The 20,152-nt window shown below is 40.2% G+C and carries 19 protein-coding genes and 1 tRNA gene; 8 read left to right on the forward strand and 12 right to left on the reverse strand.

What is annotated here, in order from left to right; all coding sequences use genetic code 11:
- Positions 1–76 precede the first annotated feature (76 nt).
- The 6 genes from HMPREF1135_RS05545 to serS form a co-directional block, all read right to left on the reverse strand.
- The gene (locus HMPREF1135_RS05545) at positions 77–664 is read right to left on the reverse strand and encodes a Maf family protein (RefSeq protein WP_007592928.1); all 588 of its coding nucleotides are present in this window, start codon (positions 662–664) and stop codon (positions 77–79) included.
- A complete protein-coding gene (gene addA, locus HMPREF1135_RS05550) occupies positions 661–4,107 on the reverse strand; it encodes a helicase-exonuclease AddAB subunit AddA (protein ID WP_007592934.1) in 3,447 nt (1,148 codons plus the stop codon). The genes HMPREF1135_RS05545 and addA overlap by 4 nt, the downstream gene beginning before the upstream one ends.
- Positions 4,097–7,462, reverse strand: coding sequence for a PD-(D/E)XK nuclease family protein (locus HMPREF1135_RS05555; protein WP_007592937.1), 3,366 nt, complete (start codon positions 7,460–7,462; stop codon positions 4,097–4,099). The genes addA and HMPREF1135_RS05555 overlap by 11 nt, the downstream gene beginning before the upstream one ends.
- A gap of 80 nt (positions 7,463–7,542) precedes the next feature.
- Complete coding sequence (locus HMPREF1135_RS05560; protein ID WP_007592939.1) at positions 7,543–8,742, reverse strand: NADP-dependent isocitrate dehydrogenase; 1,200 nt, start codon at positions 8,740–8,742, stop codon at positions 7,543–7,545.
- Positions 8,743–8,766: 24 nt separating this feature from the next.
- Entirely contained in the window at positions 8,767–9,135 is a 369-nt protein-coding gene (locus tag HMPREF1135_RS05565) for a VOC family protein (protein WP_007592942.1), read from the reverse strand.
- Positions 9,136–9,190: 55 nt separating this feature from the next.
- Positions 9,191–10,474: a serine--tRNA ligase gene (gene serS / locus HMPREF1135_RS05570; protein ID WP_007592944.1), complete on the reverse strand. Its 1,284-nt coding sequence runs from the start codon at positions 10,472–10,474 to the stop codon at positions 9,191–9,193.
- Positions 10,475–10,661: 187 nt separating this feature from the next.
- Here serS and HMPREF1135_RS05575 point away from each other — a divergent pair, with 187 nt between their 5' ends.
- Positions 10,662–11,081, forward strand: a complete 420-nt coding sequence (locus tag HMPREF1135_RS05575; protein ID WP_007592945.1) for a pyridoxamine 5'-phosphate oxidase family protein — start codon at positions 10,662–10,664, stop codon at positions 11,079–11,081.
- Between the two features lie 75 nt (positions 11,082–11,156).
- On the opposite strand, the gene HMPREF1135_RS05580 is transcribed toward HMPREF1135_RS05575, so the two are convergent.
- Positions 11,157–12,920 carry a zinc ribbon domain-containing protein gene (locus HMPREF1135_RS05580; protein ID WP_007592948.1) on the reverse strand — a complete coding sequence of 588 codons (1,764 nt, stop codon included), beginning with the start codon at positions 12,918–12,920 and terminating at the stop codon, positions 11,157–11,159.
- 377 nt (positions 12,921–13,297) lie between these two features.
- On the opposite strand from HMPREF1135_RS05580, the gene HMPREF1135_RS05585 reads away from it, so the two are divergent.
- Positions 13,298–13,386 (forward strand) — tRNA-Ser (locus HMPREF1135_RS05585).
- 46 nt (positions 13,387–13,432) lie between these two features.
- On the opposite strand, the gene HMPREF1135_RS05590 is transcribed toward HMPREF1135_RS05585, so the two are convergent.
- The 5 genes from HMPREF1135_RS05590 to HMPREF1135_RS05620 form a co-directional block, all read right to left on the reverse strand.
- Complete coding sequence (locus tag HMPREF1135_RS05590) at positions 13,433–14,593, reverse strand: tyrosine-type recombinase/integrase (protein ID WP_007592950.1); 1,161 nt, start codon at positions 14,591–14,593, stop codon at positions 13,433–13,435.
- A gap of 122 nt (positions 14,594–14,715) precedes the next feature.
- Positions 14,716–14,955 carry a helix-turn-helix domain-containing protein gene (locus HMPREF1135_RS13685; RefSeq protein WP_314987181.1) on the reverse strand — a complete coding sequence of 80 codons (240 nt, stop codon included), beginning with the start codon at positions 14,953–14,955 and terminating at the stop codon, positions 14,716–14,718.
- Between the two features lie 495 nt (positions 14,956–15,450).
- Positions 15,451–15,948 (reverse strand): hypothetical protein, encoded by a 498-nt coding sequence (locus tag HMPREF1135_RS05605; RefSeq protein ID WP_007592954.1) that lies wholly within the window; start codon positions 15,946–15,948, stop codon positions 15,451–15,453.
- A 450-nt stretch (positions 15,949–16,398) separates the two neighbouring features.
- On the reverse strand, positions 16,399–17,127 hold the full coding sequence (locus HMPREF1135_RS05615; protein WP_007592956.1) for an ImmA/IrrE family metallo-endopeptidase: 729 nt from the start codon (positions 17,125–17,127) through the stop codon (positions 16,399–16,401).
- The gene (locus HMPREF1135_RS05620; RefSeq protein WP_007592958.1) at positions 17,124–17,387 is read right to left on the reverse strand and encodes a hypothetical protein; all 264 of its coding nucleotides are present in this window, start codon (positions 17,385–17,387) and stop codon (positions 17,124–17,126) included. Before HMPREF1135_RS05620 ends, HMPREF1135_RS05615 begins: the two co-directional genes overlap by 4 nt.
- A gap of 203 nt (positions 17,388–17,590) precedes the next feature.
- Here HMPREF1135_RS05620 and HMPREF1135_RS05625 point away from each other — a divergent pair, with 203 nt between their 5' ends.
- Genes HMPREF1135_RS05625 through HMPREF1135_RS05650 form a run of 6 tightly spaced genes read left to right on the forward strand, consistent with a single transcriptional unit; the run spans position 17,591 to position 20,124 of the window.
- A complete protein-coding gene (locus HMPREF1135_RS05625; RefSeq protein ID WP_007592960.1) occupies positions 17,591–18,010 on the forward strand; it encodes a helix-turn-helix domain-containing protein in 420 nt (139 codons plus the stop codon).
- 59 nt (positions 18,011–18,069) lie between these two features.
- Entirely contained in the window at positions 18,070–18,582 is a 513-nt protein-coding gene (locus HMPREF1135_RS05630; protein ID WP_007592961.1) for an ImmA/IrrE family metallo-endopeptidase, read from the forward strand.
- Between the two features lie 11 nt (positions 18,583–18,593).
- The gene (locus HMPREF1135_RS05635) at positions 18,594–18,920 is read left to right on the forward strand and encodes a DUF6050 family protein (RefSeq protein ID WP_007592962.1); all 327 of its coding nucleotides are present in this window, start codon (positions 18,594–18,596) and stop codon (positions 18,918–18,920) included.
- A 16-nt stretch (positions 18,921–18,936) separates the two neighbouring features.
- Positions 18,937–19,416: a flavodoxin gene (locus HMPREF1135_RS05640; protein ID WP_007592963.1), complete on the forward strand. Its 480-nt coding sequence runs from the start codon at positions 18,937–18,939 to the stop codon at positions 19,414–19,416.
- A gap of 34 nt (positions 19,417–19,450) precedes the next feature.
- Complete coding sequence (locus tag HMPREF1135_RS05645; protein WP_003864537.1) at positions 19,451–19,870, forward strand: nuclear transport factor 2 family protein; 420 nt, start codon at positions 19,451–19,453, stop codon at positions 19,868–19,870.
- 44 nt (positions 19,871–19,914) lie between these two features.
- On the forward strand, positions 19,915–20,124 hold the full coding sequence (locus HMPREF1135_RS05650; RefSeq protein WP_006573505.1) for a hypothetical protein: 210 nt from the start codon (positions 19,915–19,917) through the stop codon (positions 20,122–20,124).
- Positions 20,125–20,152: the final 28 nt, after the last annotated feature.

The raw sequence follows: 20,152 nt of genomic DNA on the forward strand, positions 1-20,152 counted from the left end.
GCATAGTTGGTTAGAATAATCTAACTTATAATATTATAGCAAAAAAAAAGAAAGAAAAACAATGAAATTTCCAATCCTAAATGTAATTTCTTAAATGTTCTCTATAAAGTCTTCCTATCGGTAGTCCCATTACATTGTAATAATCACCTTCTATTCCGACTATATACCTTGAAAAATATCCCTGTATTGCATAGGCACCCGCTTTATCATAGGGTTCTTTTTTATCTAAATAATCTTCTATTTCTCCCTCTGAAAGCTTGGCTACCTCCACCGGAGTATCATCTACAAAACTCTCAAAGCTTTTCTTTATAGAATTGTAAACACATACCGCCGTATATACTCTATGCTTTCTACCTGAAATGTCTTCAATCATCCGCTTTGCATCTTCTCTTGATTTCGGTTTCCCAAGTATTTTCCCATCAGATGCCACTATGGTGTCCGCTGCTATTACGATAAAATCATTTTCCTTGTATTTTAGTGTCGCCTGCTCTACAATATCTACCGCCTTTTGGCAGGCCTGCTTTTCACAGGCCTCCCTCGGGTCTTTACTGTCTATCTCGGTTTCCTTATCCGAAACCATTATCTCAAAATCAAGTCCGATCTGATTTAATAATTCCTTTCTTCTGGGTGATGCCGAAGCTAGAATTATTTTTATATCTTTCATTCTATTCTTATCTCCTTACCAAGTGCAAATGAATATATGAAAATATCATTTACCGTTTTACCTATACTCATTTCAAGTGATTTTTTATAAAGCAAGAGCTGGGTTTTATATCTCTTTATAAGTGTTTCTGCATCTCTTACATTGTCGGTCTTATAATCCACCAAAATTATATTGTCATCTTTTTCAATATATGCGTCTATAATTCCCTGTATAAGCATGGTCTCATCGCTCTCACCCATACCTGCTTCCTTAGCTGAGATTCCCATAATAAATTGATTTTCTCTTTTCAAGCTCTCATTATGCTTTATAAAATCAGCTCCAAGTTTACTGTCTAAAAACTTTACTATATCAAGAGGGTTGATAAGTTCTCTGTATACAGGATTATTTAAAAGTGATATTTCTTCTCTTACAAAGTCCTCTTTGCTGCTGAAATTATCAATATTTTCATAGTGAATATTTTGCATCAACTTATGATATGCATTTCCCCTCTCACTAGCATTTCCTGCATTTATACTCGGCTTTTTATTTTCCTTCACTTCAAACTCTTCACTCTGTGACATTCTCTTTATCTCGGATACCGAGAACTTTGTCTTTAAATCGATATTTTCAGCATATGGATAGCTGTATTCGAGCCTGTTTTTTAAATTATCATACTCATTCTCACTCAACTTTTCAAAGACCTTATGAAGATCTCTTACCTCTTTTTGAGTTTCTACCTCTTCTTTTAAGAGCATATTATAATCATATGTTTTAATATCAAAATGCACATTGTCACGTCCCAAAAGTATCATATCAAGATATGAATTGCAGGATCTTATATCAAGAAAACTCGGGGAATCCTTCATTTTTTCCAGTTCCTTTTCTGCATCACTGCAGCTTCCTGAAATTATCATTTTTTCCATAGCTCTGGTAAGCGCCACGTATAATACTCTCAGCTCCTCGCCCATAAGATCTACATTAAGCTTATGTTTTATTACATTTTGCTTTATAGAGCTGTCTTTTATATTTTTTTCACTGTCAACATACTGTACACCCAATCCGAAGTCGGTATCTATTACCATACCCTGCCTTAAATCCGTTTTATTGAATTTTTTATGTGCACATGCAAGGAAACATACCGGAAATTCCAGCCCCTTTGACTTATGTATAGTCATGATTCTTACTATATCATCATTTTCTGAAAGTATACCTGCCTCACCGAAGTCATTGTCAAAGTCCTTTAACTTGGCAATATATCTGATAAAATTATAAAGTCCGCTATATCCCGAATTACTGAATGTCTTTGCCTTATTTATAAGCAACATCAGATTTGCTCTTCTGACCTGTCCTCCCGGCATAGCCGCTATCAGGTTTAAAAAGTCGGTATCATTATAAATATCCTGCAAAAGGGCAGCAATATTCATATATGCGGATTTTCTTCTGTATTTATTTAAGAATTCCAGAGCATTTTTTATTTTTTCTCTTGTTTCAAGCTCAATATTGCTTTCACTTCCCTCATACAAAATAGCATCCATCATTCTAATCTTTGCCGACTTTTCTATATTCTTTGATTTCCTGTAAGCAGAAACAATATTTGCAAGTTCCAAATCTGTTATTCCCACAAGGTTTGAGTTAAGAAATGCCGTAAGGTCCACATCTGAATAAGGATTGTCAATTGCAGCAAGTATAGCAAGTATCTTTCTTACCTCAAAGGTCTTAAAATATCCTTTATTACTTTCGGCATATGCCGGAATATTTTCATCATTTAACACCTTTGCAATGCTCTCACCAATATTATTGCGAACAAGGATAACAATATCACTGTACTTTAAATCTCTGCCTTCACCCACTTTAAGCTCCGTCTTAAGCTCCTTAATACGATTTGCAATGGCTCTTGCCTCAAGTTCTATAGCATTGGTATCATCCTCAATATCCGAGGTCTGTGTCAGCATTATCTCACTGATATATTCTTTTCCCTCTTTAAAATCCGCACCGAGATAGAGTGCCGCATCATCATCATACTCAATTCCGCCTGTATTTTCTTTCATAATCTTTTTGAAAATAACATTGGCGGAACTAAGCACATTACTGCGGCTTCTGAAATTTTTACTTAGAATTACCTTCTTTTGTGTTTCATCATCAAAATCAGCCTTCTCAAAGTGTGAAAACCTCTTATACTTGTCCATAAAAAGCCCGGGCGAAGCCTGACGAAAACCGTATATTGACTGCTTTACATCACCTACCATAAATACATTGTTCTTTTCTATAGCCGCCACAATGGCTTCCTGCAAGTAGTTTGAATCCTGATACTCATCAATATATATTTCACTGAATTCTTTTCTATAACGAAGCGCAATATCTGTAGGATTTTTATTCTCATCCAGAAGTATTCCCAGTGCCATATGCTCTATATCCGAAAAGTCTACAATATTTTTATCCCTCTTCTTTTCATTGAAAAGTGCAATATATTTCTTTGTCAGATCTACAATTGCTCTGATCTTCGGTTTTTCTTTTTCTTCCTCTTCTAAAAGTCTTTTTTTATCAAAGCAATACTCCTCCGAAAGCTTTGATATAGCTTTCTTATATGAATCTCTGAGTCCCTTGGCCTTTTCCTTTAATTCCTCATTTCCACCCTTTACGGACTTTAATCTGCCGAAGCTTACATTATTCAACTTTTCAGACAATTCAAATATATCTTTAGCATTTTTTATATTGCTGATACTTGATTGCTCTTCCAAGACATTATCCAGATATTGCACAGGACCTTCATCCTCATTACAAATCTCTATTATTTCCTCTATATCATCCAAAATAGAGTCAATACTTCTTCCTATTTCATCAAAAATATATTTCTGCCACTCATCTCCCTTTTCATTCAATGAATCCAGCCATTCAATGGGCCATGGCTTGCTGATTGCAAAGCGATACAGCTTTTCGATAAACTCAGATATACTTTTATCTCCTTTGGTATTTGCAAAGGCATCTGAAAGTTCAATAAAGTCTTCACTTCCTACTTCATACTCACTTTCCAAAAGCTCCTCCATCGTGTCGGCTCTTAAAAGTGATATTTCGCTCTCATCAGCCACACTGAATGCCGGATCTATATCTATTTTATCTATATTTTCCTTTAATATTGAAAGACAAAAGCTGTCAGTGGTCATTATCTTCGCTGATGAAAGAAGTATTGACTGCTCCTTAAGTCTTTTAAATTCTTTGGAAATATTGTCATGCTTTTCCATTTCCTTTAAAAGAGCATTATAGATTTTCTCCTTCATGGAAGCGGCTGCGGCTCTGGTAAATGTCATAACCAAAAGAGAGTCCACATCTATAGGATTTTTACTGTCTGTAATCTTTTTTATTATTCTCTCGACCAGTACTGCGGTCTTTCCGCTTCCAGCCGCTGCAGATACCAATATACTGCCCTTTTTTATATCTATTGCCGCCTGTTGTGCCTCAGTCCACATTTTTTTCACTCTCCATCTTTTCCCAAATTTCATCATCTTTTATCGGTGTCAAGCTATTGTATGAGAATCCTTCTATTCCCTCATCAAAACCGCATATGGCAGTATACGGGCAGTAATCACATTTTGCCGAGCCTTTTCTTAATGAAGGTTTTATACTTATCTCACCGCTTAAAATATTCTCAGCCGTATCCTTTGCCTTTTGTCTTACATACCCCCTAAGAAAATTTATTCTTTTTGTACTTGCAACACTTGCAGATTTTGCAAAACTTCCGTCTTTTTTAGTTGAAACAGGTATTACATCACTCTCTGTTTCAAAACTTCTGTCCAGATTTTTTATTATATCAAGATCCGTATTTACTATACCGCTTGGTTTTAGCTTATTTAAAACGGCATTCTCATTTTTTGCTTCATCTCTGGTAAGGAAAGGCATATCTATATGATAATAGAAAAATGCCGCAGGTAATATCTCTTTACCCGACTTTGAGAGTTGCTCCATTACAGCATCAAGGTATATCACCAGCTGCAGTGCTCTACCATAATATGGCATATCTGTTTCCCATTTTGTATTTCCGGTCTTATAATCTATTATTTTTACAAGGGTTTTTCCATCCGTATCACAGGTATCCACTCTGTCAATCTTTCCTCTGAGATACATTTTAGCTCCGTTTTTTAAATCGATATTTAAGGCTTCAAGATTGTCCTTTTCTCCAAAGATTCTTTCAAAATCAAACGGCTTAAAGTTTCCGGCAGCAAGTTGCTTTGCCAGTACAAGCATTGTAAGCTTTGTCATTCTTACTATCTTTTCAAGCTGAAACTTTGACTTTTTGCTCTCTTCAAAGATATTACTTTTCTCTGATGCCATGCTTTCCTTTACAGCTTCATCCACAAGAGAGTAAAGTTCCGGCTCATCCATATTTGCAACAGTTTTCTTTCTTGCTTTGGCATATCTGAAGCATCTTTCAAGCATCTCATGTACCAAAGTACCTATATCGGAAGCCTTAAATGAATGTACATGTCTTTCTTCCACTCCCAAACCGTAGCTGATAAAATGCTCAAAAGGACAGCCGTTATAGTTTTCAAGTCTTGTTACACTTACACGAAGCTCCTCACCGAACAATTCCCTTGCGGCACTTTCTCCGATACCCGAGTCACGGTATATGTACATAGCGAAAGTTGTAAGCTTTCTGATAAATTTCTTATCAAAAAATGTAGCTACATACCTTAAAAAGTCCTCGTCAACATTCTCCTTCGCTCTCAGTTTTCTGAGATTGTCGGTCAAATATTCCTCGGCTTCAAATCTTGAGTATATTTCTGTCTCTTTTTGATTCTTTATTTCAATATTCGGGAAAATATTCTTGATCATATTTATAAGTATTGACGGCCTGCAACTCTTACCGTCAAAATCCATACCTGTAAGACTTACAAAGAGCTTATTTGAAGGCTTTGTAAGCACCTGATACAAATAAAATCTTCCTGTATACAAATCTTCTCTGACAGTATCCGAAAGATTAAATCCGATAGACTTAAGTTCTCTTTTTTCCCTGTCATTTATCAGTCCGCCCGCATCCTTTACTGTGGGCAGGGAACCGTCATTTGCTCCACATACAAATAATGCCTTTATACTGCCAAGTCTTGTTCTTTTTAAATCACCTATGACCACTCTGTCAACCCTGTCAGGTATCATACCGAGCTTTATCTCCTCAAAGCCTGTATGCAAAAGATCTGAAAGCTCCTTTTTGGTTATACTCTCACCTTCAAGTATCAGCTCAAGCCTTTCAAAAAGACTCAGTACCTCATCAAGTACACCCTCATATTCTCTGGCTCTTTTTATATCATTACAAAGTTCAAGCTCATTTTTTACATTCTCGAGCTTTTCCTCTATCCCCAGCTCATCAAATATTTTTCTGAAGGCATCACATACATCCTTTATATTAATTTTACTCTTACTCATCGCCTTATAAAGAGGAGAAATCTTTTCAAGCGCCGTATTTTTAAACTCATTTATCTCTTCAAGTTCAGTCTCTGAAAAACTCTTCGGCAAATATGTAAAATCTGTATGCAGTCTTTTATATCCTCTTATCCCGGTTTCCAGCAGATAATTATCAAGTAATGATACCATTCTGTAGTCAAAGTCCAAAAGACCAAGTCTTAAAAACCTGTTGACCGCATCATATGAAAAGTTATCGCTTATCAGAGCAATAAAAGCATTTATAAGTTCAACCAGTTCATTATTGTTTATATCCATCTTTTCATCAAGATAGTACGGGATTTCAAGCTGATGGAATCTGTTGGCAAGTGAGTTTGATACACCCTCCAAATCTCCATATATTATCGCAATATCTCTGTATCTGTAGCCCTCATCCTTTACGAGTTTTAATATCTTATTTGCCACATAATCTATCTCATCAAGCGGATTCAGCAGGTGATTTATCTCGATATCTGAAACCTCTTTTGCTCTCTTACCGTCATATCTTAAAAAATGCTCTTCAAAAAAGTAAAGATCCTTTGAATTTTTAAACCTGTGTACTTCACCTGTATTTAAATTTATATCAGTCAATCTTTTGATATCACATCTTTTAGCCATATCATTGATTTGAGAAATCATCTTTGTACTTATAAAAAACAAATCACTTTCAGATGACTTTATATCAGGATTTATGTTCTTTCCCAATGTTATTGAAAATCTCACTTCTATTGCTACTTTCATCAGATTTTCAACTATGTGGTTTTGTATCGGAGTAAATCCCGTATAACCGTCAAATAGTATAACCGCATCCTTTAGCAACTCACTGTTTTCAATATTTTGATTTAGTATATCAAGTACCTGTTCATTGGTAAAATATTTCCCTGCAATATATTCTCCAAAACCCTTTTTCAGCTTGTAAATATCTTCAAGTTTTATTTTTAATAAGGAGTTTACTTCATTATTTTCCTGCTGCTCTTTTATAAATTCATCGCTTATATCATATTGCATAAACTCAGATATAAGTGATTTGATATTGTCTATAAAGCCTGCTTTTTGAAACTGCTTCTTCCATGCCTTTAACTCTACCTGATTTGCTATCTTTCTAAGTATAAGTGCCTTATCAAGCTCATCTAAAAGCTTAGGATTTTCTATATCCAGTTCTTCAAAAATTCTGTATGCAAGTCTGTTAAAACTTAGTACATCTATATTATTGCTTGCATGACTTGGATGCATCTGCACTATATCTTTTTGAGTCTGCATGGTGAACTGCTCAGGTACAATAATAAAATATCTTTTTTCCCTGTTCTTTATAGACTCATTTATAATATCGCTAAAAGCTCTATAGGTTTTTCCGGCACCCGATGCTCCAAAATAAAATCTGTATCCCATATTTCTCCTAAAAATGGCAGCTTCCATAGGAAACTGCCATCCATTGTTATGTATGAGGTAAACCCTCAGTCAATACCACATTATTGCAACTTCTTTGCAATCTCATGTATAAATTCTTCACTGTTTAAAACTTGTATATTCTCTAAGCTTGAAATCGCACCGAGATCACCTGTCATCTTACCTGACTCTATGGTATCAAGTGTTGCCTTTTCAAGTCTGTTTGCAAAATCCACCAAATCAGGAAGATTATCAAGCTCTCCCCTCTTTCTTAGCGCACCGCTCCAAGCAAAGATGGTAGCCACCGAATTTGATGATGTACTCTCACCCTTCAAATATTTATAATAATGTCTTTGAACCGTACCATGTGCCGCCTCATACTCATAACATCCGTCAGGTGAAACAAGTACAGAGGTCATCATTGCAAGAGATCCGAATGCGGATGAGAGCATATCGCTCATTACATCTCCGTCATAGTTTTTACATGCCCAGATAAATCCGCCCTCGGATTTCATAACTCTGGCAACCGCATCATCTATAAGAGTGTAGAAGTATGTGATATTTGACTCTTCAAATTTCTGCTTATATTCCTTTTCATATATCTCCTCAAAGATATCCTTAAAGGTATGATCATACTGCTTTGATATAGTATCCTTTGTAGCAAACCAAAGATCCTCTTTCTGACTCAAAGCATATTCAAAGCAGGCTCTTGCAAAGCTTTCAATAGAAGCATCCAGATTGTGAACTCCCTGTGCAATACCTGCAGCTTTAAATTCATGTACAAGACTTCTCTTTTCATTTCCTTTGCTGTCTGTATATACCAGCTCCACCTTACCCGGTCCGTCTATAATCATCTCCGTATTTTTATATACATCACCATAGGCATGACGAGCAATAGTAATTGGCTTTTTCCAAGTTCTGACATTAGGCTCAATACCCTTTACCAATATAGGCTTTCTAAATACCGTTCCATCTAAAATAGCTCTGATGGTACCGTTTGGAGATTTCCACATCTCCTTTAAATCATATTCCTTAACTCTGGCGGCATTCGGAGTGATGGTGGCACATTTTACAGCCACTCCAAGCCTTTTTGTAGCATTTGCTGACTCCACAGTTACTTTGTCATCCGTTTCGTCTCTGTGCTTTAATCCCAAATCATAATATTCACTCTTCAAATCTACAAATGGAAGAATAAGCTCGTCCTTAATCATCTTCCACAGGATCCTTGTCATCTCGTCTCCATCCATCTCAACAAGTGGAGTAATCATCTGTATCTTTGCCATATTTACCTCTGATTCTGTAAAGTTTTATTTTTTAGGTACTATCTCTATCCAATATCCGTCCGGATCACTTATAAAATATATTCCCATGCCCGGATTCTCATAGCATATTACGCCAAGCTTTTCATGTAATGCATGAGCCGCTTCCATATCCTCTGTTTCAAGTGCAAGATGATATTCAAGCTCTCCTAAATTATATGGCTCTTTTCTGTCTCTCAAATATGTAAGTTCAAGCTGAAATCCTGTTTCCTTATCTCCAAGATAAACCAAAGTGAATGATCCGTCTGCTGCTTCCTTTGTTCTTACAGGCTCAAGACCAAGCGCTTCCTTATAAAACTTCAAACTTCTCTCTAAATCAAGTACATTAAAATTAAAATGTGCAAATGAAAATTTCATTTTTATCCCTTTCATTACAATATACACCCTGTATATTCTACAGGGTGTAATATTTTTAACCTTTTATAACTTCTTTTCCACCCATATAAGGTCTGAGTGCTACCGGTATTCTTATGCTTCCGTCTTCATTGAGATTGTTCTCAAGGAATGCTATAAGCATACGAGGTGGTGCAACCACTGTATTATTGAGTGTATGTGCAAAATATTTATTTCCGTTTTCGTCTTTTACTCTGATTCTAAGTCTTCTACTCTGTGCATCTCCAAGATTTGAGCAGCTTCCTACCTCAAAGTACTTCTTCTGTCTTGGTGACCATGCCTCTACGTCACATGATTTCACCTTAAGATCCGCAAGATCTCCCGAACAACACTCAAGTGTTCTTACAGGTACATCAAGAGATCTGAAAAGATCAACGGTATTCTGCCATAATTTCTCATACCACATTTTTGACTCTTCAGGCTTGCAGACAACTATCATTTCCTGTTTCTCAAACTGGTGGATACGATAAACACCTCTCTCCTCAATACCATGTGCTCCCTTTTCTTTTCTGAAACATGGTGAATAAGATGTAAGTGTATATGGCAACTTAGCCTCATCATTTAATGTATCAATAAACTTTCCGATCATAGAATGCTCACTTGTACCGATAAGATAAAGGTCTTCTCCCTCAATCTTGTACATCATTGCATCCATCTCGGCAAAGCTCATTACACCTGTAACCACTTCGGATCTGATCATGAAAGGAGGTACACAGTATGTAAATCCTCTCTCAATCATAAAATCTCTTGCATAAGATATTACAGCTGAATGAAGTCTTGCAATATCCCCCATAAGATAGTAGAATCCGTTTCCTGCTACCTTTCTTGCACTGTCAAGATCGATACCGTTAAGTTTTTCCATGATATCTGTATGATAAGGTATTTCAAACTCAGGTACGAAAGGCTCACCGAATTTCTCAATTTCCACGTTCTCACTGTCATCCTTACCTATAGGTACACTCGGATCAATGATATTTGGAATGGTCATCATGATTTTCTTTACTTTTTCTTCAAGCTCAGCCTCAAGCGGCTCCAAACCTGCCAATGTCTCACCGATACTTGCTACAGATGCCTTTACCTGTTCTGCTTCTTCCTTTTTGCCCTGTGCCATCAAAGCACCGATCTCTTTTGAAATCTTGTTTCTCTTTGATCTGAGCTCATCAGCCTCGGCCTTTGTCTTTCTAAGCTTCTCGTCAAGTTCTATAACTTCATCAACCATTGGAAGTTTAAAATCCTGAAATTTGTTTTTTATATTCTGTCTTACAATATCCGGATTTTCTCTTAAAAATTTAATATCAATCATGGCTTCCCCTTTTTCTCTATATCTAAATATTTAGACGATATCTTTTGATATCTTACATAGAGAAAAGTATACATCAAATGAGCTTTTATGTCTATTCCAAGTTGGTATCGAGTTGCACTCAATATCGGCTTGATAAACCTTTTTCGGTATTGTATTATTCATTTATCATAAATAAACGGAGGTTTTCATGGATACACTAAAAGAATTCCAAAGAATTATGACTACACAGACTGACCTTGCTTTGTCAACCGTCGGAACAGACGGCAATCCAAATGTCAGAATAGTCAACTATTATTTTAATCCTAAAAATAATATCATATACTTTGCAACCTTTAAAGATAATAAAAAAGTACAGGAAATAGATCAAAATAGAAATGTAGCCTTTACAACAATCCCCACAAACGGCAATGAACATATAAAGGCAAGAGGAATTGCCGTAAGAAGCAAGCAAACCGTTTTTGATTTGGCAGATTGCTTTTGTGACAAGATACCCGATTACAAGAACACGATAGAACATGCAGGAAATTTATTGTTATTATATGAAATACACTTTAAAACAGCTACTGTTACTTTAGATTTGTCCAATATTCAAACGATTACGTTATAAAAGAGGGGCTGACTGTCAGCCCCCCTTTTTTTACTATTCTACATATTTGCTTGTATAAGCACAATATACTTATTATTACTCTCCAAACTGTTTTAAACTGTCGCTTACTTGGTACTCGTATAACTTTGTACGGTTGCTTATTATTTTATTGTACATATCATTGCCGTCTATAAAACCTCTTGTAGTATCATAGGTATTTGGAAGAGTTGTGTAGTTAAGGAAAACACTTGTATTATTGGCTGCTGTAAAATCATTATCACTTAATTTCATTATATAGGTATATTCTACCGGATAATAAATTGTGGTAGTAGGAAAATTACCGTTTGCGTCAGACAAATTAGCCTTAAACACTACAAAGTATACATTTGTACCGTTAAACTGACGCTTGTCATCTGAGGTATACTGTAAATACTCCCCGGCAAACTCGATATCGCTTACCTGCATATTCGGCTTATAATCTTTTGCAATATATGTATCTAAAGTTACTCTTGCTTCATCCTGCAATGCTTTTCTGTATTCATCGGTCATATCTTCAAGTTTGTGTACATACGACTGCTCCTTGAAATTTTCAAAACCGTCTCCGGCTTCTATGACTGTATTCTTATAGTTGCTGTTATAAAGCTCACTTGGGAACTTAAATCCCTTTGTATCACTGTTATCTCCGACTCCATATGATTTGCCTACCAACTCCGGACCTGTCTTATAGCTTATTTTATCACTAAGCATTAAGGTCCTAAATGCCACAGGATAGTACATCTTAGTAGTCACATACTTATGTTCCACACTTGTAAGTACTCTGCTGTAAATAATGTATAACACATTGTATCCGTCCACATTTGTTTTGAAAAGATAGCCTTCATACTTTAAATCTGAAAGTGTAGTACCCTCACCGTATGCATTGTCTGTATATTCTTTTATAACCTCTGTTGCTTTATCATTTGCTTCTTTTATGAAATCTTCCGGAAACTCACTGTATTTTGTTACATAAGTTTCAAGTCCCGATACTGTGTAACTTTCGCTCATTTTCTCAGGTACTCTTCCATATCTTGTTGCCAAGAAGCTGATTTCATCTTCATTAAGATCAAGACTTATTGTCACAACATCATCGTTTTTTAGGTTATCATGCTTATCAATTTTAAACTTGCCTTTATGTATTATATCGTCACCGCTATAAGTAAACTTAGCTTCTCCCTCCGGTGCAATCCCTGAAAATTCCACCTTTATATCTTTAAAAGGATCAAACTTCCCAAGTTCATATAAGTTTGAGATTGAATATTCTCCATTCTTATACTTTAACTTATAATTAATACTCTTGGCTTTTTCATCATCTACCGTCCAGGTATACTTAACCTTTTCGCCATTGCTTAACTTTTCAGTCTTTTCAAGTTCTACTCCCGATACGGCATCATGAAGTACATATACAGGTTCAAAAGCATAGGTCAAAACACCATACTCCTTTTTACCCTTACTGCTGTACTTTATCTTTTTGCCATAATCCTTTTCAAGCTTTTCCCAGTCAATATTTATACTTGCCTGTCCATAACCGTCATATCCGCTTGATTCAAAGCTGATATATTTGTTCAAATCAATAACTTTACTTGAATTCATAGCCAAAACTGCTATCAGAATAATAAGAAATGCAGCCATAGCACCTGCTATACCGAAGATAAGATTTTTCGGTAACTTTTTTTGACTGCAGGGGGTACTACCGGTATTAGATGTCTTTGTTCCGGTATCATTTTGATTCTGCTTCATGTTCACGTCCTCCATGGTAACTCCACAACTCTCACAAACCTTTGCTCCGTCGATGTTCATAGAACCACATTTTTTACACTGCATGCCTAACCCTCCCGAGATATTTTATTGTTGCCAATACCTTAACATAAATTGTATTGTTTTTCAATCTATTTTATTGTTATATGACAATAAAATATTTATCTAAATGTGAGTTTCTTCTATATAAAATGTAATTATTGTATTTTTCTTAATCATTATTAAGGTTGATTTAATTCGTATTTTTTTGTATACTAGAACATGGAGGTGTATCGAAGTGGTCATAACGAGCCTGACTCGAAATCGTGGTCGCTACTCGGTAGCTCCCTGACCGGAATCCCTTGATTTTATGGAGTTTTTCGGGTATTCTTAACTTAATATTTTTGCTTGTTCTCCCCATCAGTTCTCCCCGTTTTCCGAGGTGCTGATGTTGAGATAAATACGGAGCGGTATCGAAGTGGTCATAACGGGACTGACTCGAAATCAGTTGAACCGCAAGGTTCCGTGGGTTCGAATCCCACCCGCTCCGCCAGAAACCTCGCCAGTAGTCGGTTTTTCCGGCTGCTGGCTTTTCTTTTTCAATTTTGCGCGAAGCCCAAGCCATTGAGCATTGCATCCGCAGAGGTCAGCTTCGAGCTGTAATCCAGATGTGCGTAGATGTTTGCCGTAGTTGAAAAGTCGCTGTGACCAAGCCATTCCTGAATCTGCTTCATGGGAACACCGTTTGCCAGAAGAAGCGAGGCACAGCTATGCCGGAGATCGTGATACCTGATCTGTCTCATTCCCTTTGCCTTGAGCAGTTTCGGAAAACTCTCTGTGACGTAGTGGGGCTTGATCAGATCGCCAATCTCATTGACACATACATACTCAAGATATTCCTTGATGTAGCTGCGTCCGCACAAGCGGCGGTTTTCCTGCTGTTCTTCTTTCAGCGTAAGAAGTCTTTCCCGCATGAACGGAACAAGAGGCAGTGTCCTCATACTCGATTTGGTCTTTGTGGTGTCCGACGCAACCAGAACGCGCTTGCCGTCAAGATCACAGGAAGTAACCGTGTGACGGATGGTGATGGTGTTCTGGTCAAAGTCGATGGCATCCCATTTCAGACCGATTGCTTCACTCCGGCGCAGACCGTAGAACGCACCGAACAGAATTGGTAGTTCAAGTTTGCTTCCTTTTGCAGCCTCGAAAAGAGCGTTGACCTCATCGGCATCATAGAAGCTGCCGACGTAGCGGTCTTTTTTCGGACGCTCAACCTTATCCGCCGGGTTTACATCAATCAGGTCAATCTTCACGGCATACTTGAGTGCCTTGTGAATGTTGGCGTGATAATGAATGACCGAGGACGGGCTGACACGCTCAAGCTCACTCAGGTAAAACTCCTGAATGTCTTTTGCGGTCAGGTTCTTGAGCGTCACTTCCTTTTCGCGGAAGTACGGTGCTACAATCTTTTTAACCGTAGTCGAGTATGAAGCGAATGTCGGGACTGCAACCGAGCTTTTGATGATGTCGAGCCACTTTTCCATATAGTCCGCGAACAGAATGTCTCCGTTCATGACCTTCGGCTCTTCGGGATTGAAATTACGTCGTGCGTCCATCAGGATTGCTTCGGCGCGTTTTTTGTTTCCCTTCACAGTAAGCCCGGTGGAAATCCACTTGGTCTTTCTTTTTCCGAGAGAATCGGTGTAGTTCAACACGGCGTAGTAATATCCGCTTTTTTCGCGGAGATGTCCTGCTACCATAATTATCCTCCTTCTTTGTAGCAGAGACACCTACCTGATACCGTGCTTCTATTATACCAGAACCGGGTTCGAATTGGAGGACCTCTGCCGAACATTTTTTGTAAACAAATTGAGTCCAAGCATTACGCCGTGACTGCTTCTCCGCAACCGATGCAGAGAAACGTGAAAAGATGAGCCTTCGGAATACGATAGGCTCTGCCGACTTTGAGACAACAGATTTTGCCTTCCCGCAGGATGCGGTAGCCGGTCTTTGTGCTGATGCTGAGTATTTCGCACATCTGCTCAATGCTCATCACATCGGGATAGTCTTTCAGCATGAGCTTGTAGGCATCGCGCTGAGAAATGGTTGATGCGGTATTCACCCGTCTCACCTCCACAAGATTTGTTTTTGCCTTATCAGCAAAAGGATAGGCAGCAGTCCTTTTTGAGTAGACTGCTGCCCATAGTTTTTGATGATAAAGCCCTTTCGGGCGTTTTCATATTGTTTATCCTTCCGGCATATTTGCAGCTCGCGCCCCTGCCGAATAGGGAATGCTGCGGACTACCAATGGTCAATCGGTATCATGGGACTCTCACCCCTCCGAGGATCGCTCCGAGCCGCCCTTTCAGAGAAAAGACGGAAGTATCATTATACCCGGCATCTGCATCGTCGCAAGCAGCCGCACCACACGGCTGTTATAGCTCTCCGGAGGTCGCTCACTCCCTTGCGGGAGGTCCTGGCGTCGGAAGCTGTGTTGCTTCGCAGAAGCGGAAAGATCCGCAGCACTGAACTATTCAGTTTTCAAGGAGCAGTGAAGAGTGATTTGCCTCTCTTCACCATCCCACGGACAAAAAAGCAGCTAATGTAAGGTATATCATCAAAATTTTTTGAAAAAGTATTTTGCTTTCTTCATGATTAGTGTCGCAGCATTGTAAACACTTTGCCGCTGCATATTGTTAGCAGCAGCATAATCAATTTTTGACTGTCCACCGATGATGCAATTCAGGTAGATGTCAAGTTGCTTCGGCGTAAGCGTTGCACGAAACTCCTTTTCTGACATCCAGAACATAACGCTTTCCTCCATGCTGGAAGAATCAATCAACCAGTATGGTTCTAAATCCTCACAACCCTCATAGCTGACATAGCTTAAGGACAGTACACTTGCCCGTTCTTCGGCTGTTTTGCCTTCAGTTCCGGAAATGGGAACTCCTTGCTTTGAGCGGCGCAGTCTTTTTTCCTCTGCGCGGAGGATTCGCATGACCTTACGGTCAACCTCTGTTACTTCACCGGTGATTTTCACGCGCACCATGCACTTTCCGTCCTCCGTAGTCCAGAGGTCGTAGTCGAACTCGATAGGGGTCTTAGGTGTTTTCATTGTTCATCCTTTCCGCTGCGCGGGAGCAGCGGGAAGGGTGAAGACAGAAAAAGAGCCGCATGACGGTGAGGTTTGAATCCCATGCCGATAAAACAGAGTAATTACACTCTGTCTCATGCGGCATTAGGATGACTTCACCTATCAGGCGGCTCCACAGCTCAGCTATGACATATATTTTATTTTAGAACAGAGGCTTGTCCTCTGGTTCTTACTTGGTACGCGGTCGCAGTCTTCTCATATTCAGCACATCAAAGACTGTGATCCGCCCGCATTTCTTGCACTTGGATTCTACATGACCTCTCGTGTCTTCGTAGACAGCAATGGCATTATGCTGACAATAGGGACATTTCAGGTATCGGGGCTTCTGCTGGGAAATGGCAACTCTTGCCCTGCGGATTTTTTCGATCAGCTCCGGCGTCGGTTCCTGAACCCGAATGGATGCTCTCTTCATTACCACACCTCCAATGGGTCAACATACTCACTGAATGGACGATCTACCATGTAGCCGAGCTGACGAAGGCGGATAGACGCCGTTGTTTTGGAGACACCGAACAACCGGCAGAAAAGGCGCAGCGTTAAGTGATCACCATACGAATACCTCCCCTCGTAATTGATCAGCGGCGTTTCTGCAAACCGACGCATCGCCAGATCAACCTCCTTCTGAGGAAGCAGGATTGCCGCGCCCAAGACATTTGCTTGCCACTCGTTCCAGTCCTCGCGGGTTTTCAGCTCTCGCGGCGTATAGGCTGTCCGTGCGGAGTATTTCATTTCGCAGGATGTCTTTACCTCTTCCGATTCCAGTTGGAAGAGAATCTGATGAGCGCACTCGTGGGCAAGGGTAAATCTACGCTTGGCACAGAGCCGCTGCACATTGCCGGATCGAATGAAGCTCTCGTCCAAGATAATCTGATTACGCTTCAAAGCCAGTGTGCGCGTAATGCCAAGCTCCGTGATCTTGTACTCAGTGTCGGCATAGGCAGTGACACCGCAGATGCTTCCGTCCGGCGAGAGACGGGCGAATGATACGCGAAGACCGAGATAATTCTTTGCAAACTGATCAATGGGCGTTGGCAAAGCTGATCGGTCGGGCTTGTCAACCTCATCCCCGAAAAAGAACCGGTTGAAGTCCTTCGTTGTTGAGGCTGCAATTTCTTCAAGTTGGCGCTGGGATAAAATCATGAGCAGTTGTCCTCCTTTGCTTCGACAAACCACTTATCACCTTCATGAAAGAGGAACGACTCCTTTCCTCTGATTATGACCGTGTAGCGGATGCCGCCACCCCCAACCTTGTTGGAGCTGGCGCGGCATTTGTACTTGAGCTGTTCGATCTGAAAAACCCTTCCGTCCTTCCATCGGATCAGCATCGGTATGATTGTTCCCTCTTCATCGACATCCAAATTGACTCTGACGTAGGCTTTTCTGCATTGTAAATTGTTCATAAGCGTCCTCCGTTCCTAAAAAAGTTGCCTGTTTCCGACACGAATTTCGCCAAGAATGTTGACACACGCTCTGTTCGTGTGGTATCATGCTCACGAACGAAATGTTCGTGTAGGCACAGTATAGCACGAACATAATGTTCACGTCAATGGAATTAACGAAAGTTCTGTTCGTGTTCGCAGAAAATTTTAGAAAGAGGTGCCTTATGGGATTCAAAGACAGGCTAAGAGAAAAGAGAGTGGAAGCCAACCTGACACAAGCCGCTCTTGCAGAAAAAGTCTCTGTTACTGCGAGGACAATTCAAAATTACGAGCTGGGCAGTCGAAAGCCAACAAAATATGAAGTCGTGAAGAAAATCGCTGAGGCTCTGAATACAACGCCGGAATATCTTCTCGGCAACAGCGGAATGCTCGTCCTTGCCGCACAGGAACAGGGCGGCGCAAAGGCAGCACGGGAAATTGACGAGCTGGTGAGCGAGGTTTCCGGTATGTTTGCAGGAGGCAGTCTCAGTGAAGATGCGCTGGACGGCGCGATGCAGGCTCTCACCAGAGCCTACTGGATTGCAAAAGAAAAGAACAAGAAGTACACGCCGAAAAAGTACCGGAAAGAACAGACGGAAGAGTAAGTCCGGTTTTTGGTACAGGCTGTTTGATATAATGGTTATCCCCGAAGGGAGGTGGCGCGATGAACGCCGAACAACTATCAAAAGTCGGCAGCGATCTCGTCCGACGCTGCGGCACAAGAGATCCTTTCCAGATTGCAAACGCGCTGGGTATCAATGTCATGGACAATTGCGAAAATCTCGGATCACTCAAGGGTATGTACTGCATCGTCAAAAGGAACCGCTTCATCTTTCTTAATAAGGATTTGAGTCCACAAATGAAGCGGATTGTCTGTGCCCATGAGATCGGTCACGACCGGCTGCACCGTGCGCTTGCCAAAAAACATGGCTTGCAGGAGTTTGTGCTGTATGATATGGCAACGAAGCCGGAGTACGAGGCAAACATCGTTGCGGCAGAGATCCTTCTTGATTCCGATGAAATCCTCGAATACATCTACGACTACGGGTACACCTCGGAGCAGATTGCGCGGGCAATGCACACAGACATCAACTTGGTTGCTTTGAAAATCGCGCATCTGGCAGAAACCGGACATAAACTTCGTCGGATGGAGTACCGTAGCAGCTTTTTGAAGTGAAGGAGGTCAGTATGACGAAAAGCGATGTCATGAAAGAGTTCCTAAAGAAGACCGTCATTCCAGTTGTGGTTGCGCTGTTTTTGTTTTCGATGTTCAGCCGTATTTTCATCGAAAACGGAGCGCCCGATTATTTCCTGATCTGGCTTGCTTGCGGAGTACCTTTTGGCATTGGGAAGATGTTCACGCTGATTCCGATTGGCTTTGGTATTTCCGGGACAGTAGGTGTTGTTGCACTCAACCTTGTCCTTGGCGGTCTGATCGGCGGCGTAATTCTGATCTGGAAGCTGGCAGTTGCCCTCTGGTATCTGCCCTTGACCATATACAGACTTGTGACTTGAGAAAAGAGGTTAAAACATGAGTAAGAAACTTGTAGCATATTTTTCTGCGTCCGGCGTGACTGCAAAGGTAGCCGAGACGCTGGCTGAGGCAATCGGCGCGGACATCTTTGAGATTGAGCCGAAGGTGCCTTACACGGAAGCTGATCTGAACTGGATGGAAAAGAACGCCCGCAGCACGATTGAAATGAACGATCCCGCTTCACGACCGGAAATTGCCGTGAAGCGGGACAACATGAAGGACTACGATACAATCTTTGTGGGCTTCCCAATCTGGTGGTACGTTGCGCCGACGATTATCAATACGTTCCTTGAGAGTTATGACCTGAGCGGCAAAACGATCATCCCGTTTGCAACCTCCGGCGGAAGCGGCATTGGCAAGACGAACGAACGCCTTGCGCCGAGCTGTAAAGGCGCAAAGCTGATGGACGGCAAAGTTTTCAAGGGCAACGTCGGGCATCAGGAGCTTGCGGCGTGGGTTGAAGGACTTGGACTTTAAGGGACAGACAACTCGGAAGTTATGGAGGTACTTTATGAACGAGAGAGAAAAAATTATCCGATTATGGTTTGATATGTGGATTAAGAAAGCAGATTTAGGAATTGACAATATTTTTACAGATGATGTTGTATATACTGAGAGTTGGAGTCCTAAATATGAAAACCGCAAAACGGTAAAGCACTGGTTTGACGAATGGAATACACGCGGAAGTGTTCTTGTCTGGGAGATTAAGCAATTTTTTCATCAAGGCAATCAAACAATCGTGGAGTGGTATTTTAAAAGCAAAATGAATAATGGAAATGTTGAAGAATTTGACGGAATATCTTTAATTGTATGGACACAGGATAACAAAATAAAATCATTAAAAGAGTTTGGTTGCAATCTTCATAATTACAATCCATATCGAGATAGTGATATTCCCGTATTTCGAGAAGAAAAAGCAAATTGGTTTTGAGAGGACTATAAATTCCAGTTTAACGAACAGGAGATGATGATCGCATGAAAATCCTACATGAACTTTCTTGGCTATGGGAAACGCTGGGCATTGCGCTTGTTGCTGCGGCTGTCTGCATGGCTTGCGCTGCGCTGATTGGCAAGGCAGCGAAGAAGAAGCTCGACAAAAAGGTGTTGGCGGTCGTAGGGGCAGCGGCATTTGTGGGCGCGATTCTGGCGGTCATTCTGATCGCCCGGACACCGATGCCGCTTTGATAGGACGGAGAACTTGATGGGCAGCGCA

The organism is Lachnoanaerobaculum sp. OBRC5-5, from assembly GCF_000296385.1.
Lineage (GTDB): Bacteria > Bacillota > Clostridia > Lachnospirales > Lachnospiraceae > Lachnoanaerobaculum.

Bases quoted from the DNA above. Each gene is read 5' to 3' on its own strand.
- HMPREF1135_RS05625 (WP_007592960.1), top strand. From the start codon at position 17,591: ATGGGATTCAAAGACAGGCTAAGAGAAAAGAGAGTGGAAGCCAACCTG.
- HMPREF1135_RS05545 (WP_007592928.1), bottom strand. From the start codon at position 664: ATGAAAGATATAAAAATAATTCTAGCTTCGGCATCACCCAGAAGAAAG.
- HMPREF1135_RS05650 (WP_006573505.1), top strand. From the start codon at position 19,915: ATGAAAATCCTACATGAACTTTCTTGGCTATGGGAAACGCTGGGCATT.
- HMPREF1135_RS05645 (WP_003864537.1), top strand. From the start codon at position 19,451: ATGAACGAGAGAGAAAAAATTATCCGATTATGGTTTGATATGTGGATT.
- HMPREF1135_RS05605 (WP_007592954.1), bottom strand. From the start codon at position 15,948: ATGAAAACACCTAAGACCCCTATCGAGTTCGACTACGACCTCTGGACT.
- HMPREF1135_RS05575 (WP_007592945.1), top strand. From the start codon at position 10,662: ATGGATACACTAAAAGAATTCCAAAGAATTATGACTACACAGACTGAC.
- HMPREF1135_RS05565 (WP_007592942.1), bottom strand. From the start codon at position 9,135: ATGAAATTTTCATTTGCACATTTTAATTTTAATGTACTTGATTTAGAG.
- HMPREF1135_RS05635 (WP_007592962.1), top strand. From the start codon at position 18,594: ATGACGAAAAGCGATGTCATGAAAGAGTTCCTAAAGAAGACCGTCATT.
- HMPREF1135_RS05555 (WP_007592937.1), bottom strand. From the start codon at position 7,462: ATGGGATACAGATTTTATTTTGGAGCATCGGGTGCCGGAAAAACCTAT.
- HMPREF1135_RS05590 (WP_007592950.1), bottom strand. From the start codon at position 14,593: ATGGTAGCAGGACATCTCCGCGAAAAAAGCGGATATTACTACGCCGTG.
- HMPREF1135_RS05580 (WP_007592948.1), bottom strand. From the start codon at position 12,920: ATGCAGTGTAAAAAATGTGGTTCTATGAACATCGACGGAGCAAAGGTT.
- HMPREF1135_RS05620 (WP_007592958.1), bottom strand. From the start codon at position 17,387: ATGAACAATTTACAATGCAGAAAAGCCTACGTCAGAGTCAATTTGGAT.
- HMPREF1135_RS05640 (WP_007592963.1), top strand. From the start codon at position 18,937: ATGAGTAAGAAACTTGTAGCATATTTTTCTGCGTCCGGCGTGACTGCA.
- serS (WP_007592944.1), bottom strand. From the start codon at position 10,474: ATGATTGATATTAAATTTTTAAGAGAAAATCCGGATATTGTAAGACAG.
- HMPREF1135_RS05560 (WP_007592939.1), bottom strand. From the start codon at position 8,742: ATGGCAAAGATACAGATGATTACTCCACTTGTTGAGATGGATGGAGAC.
- HMPREF1135_RS05615 (WP_007592956.1), bottom strand. From the start codon at position 17,127: ATGATTTTATCCCAGCGCCAACTTGAAGAAATTGCAGCCTCAACAACG.
- HMPREF1135_RS05630 (WP_007592961.1), top strand. From the start codon at position 18,070: ATGAACGCCGAACAACTATCAAAAGTCGGCAGCGATCTCGTCCGACGC.
- addA (WP_007592934.1), bottom strand. From the start codon at position 4,107: ATGTGGACTGAGGCACAACAGGCGGCAATAGATATAAAAAAGGGCAGT.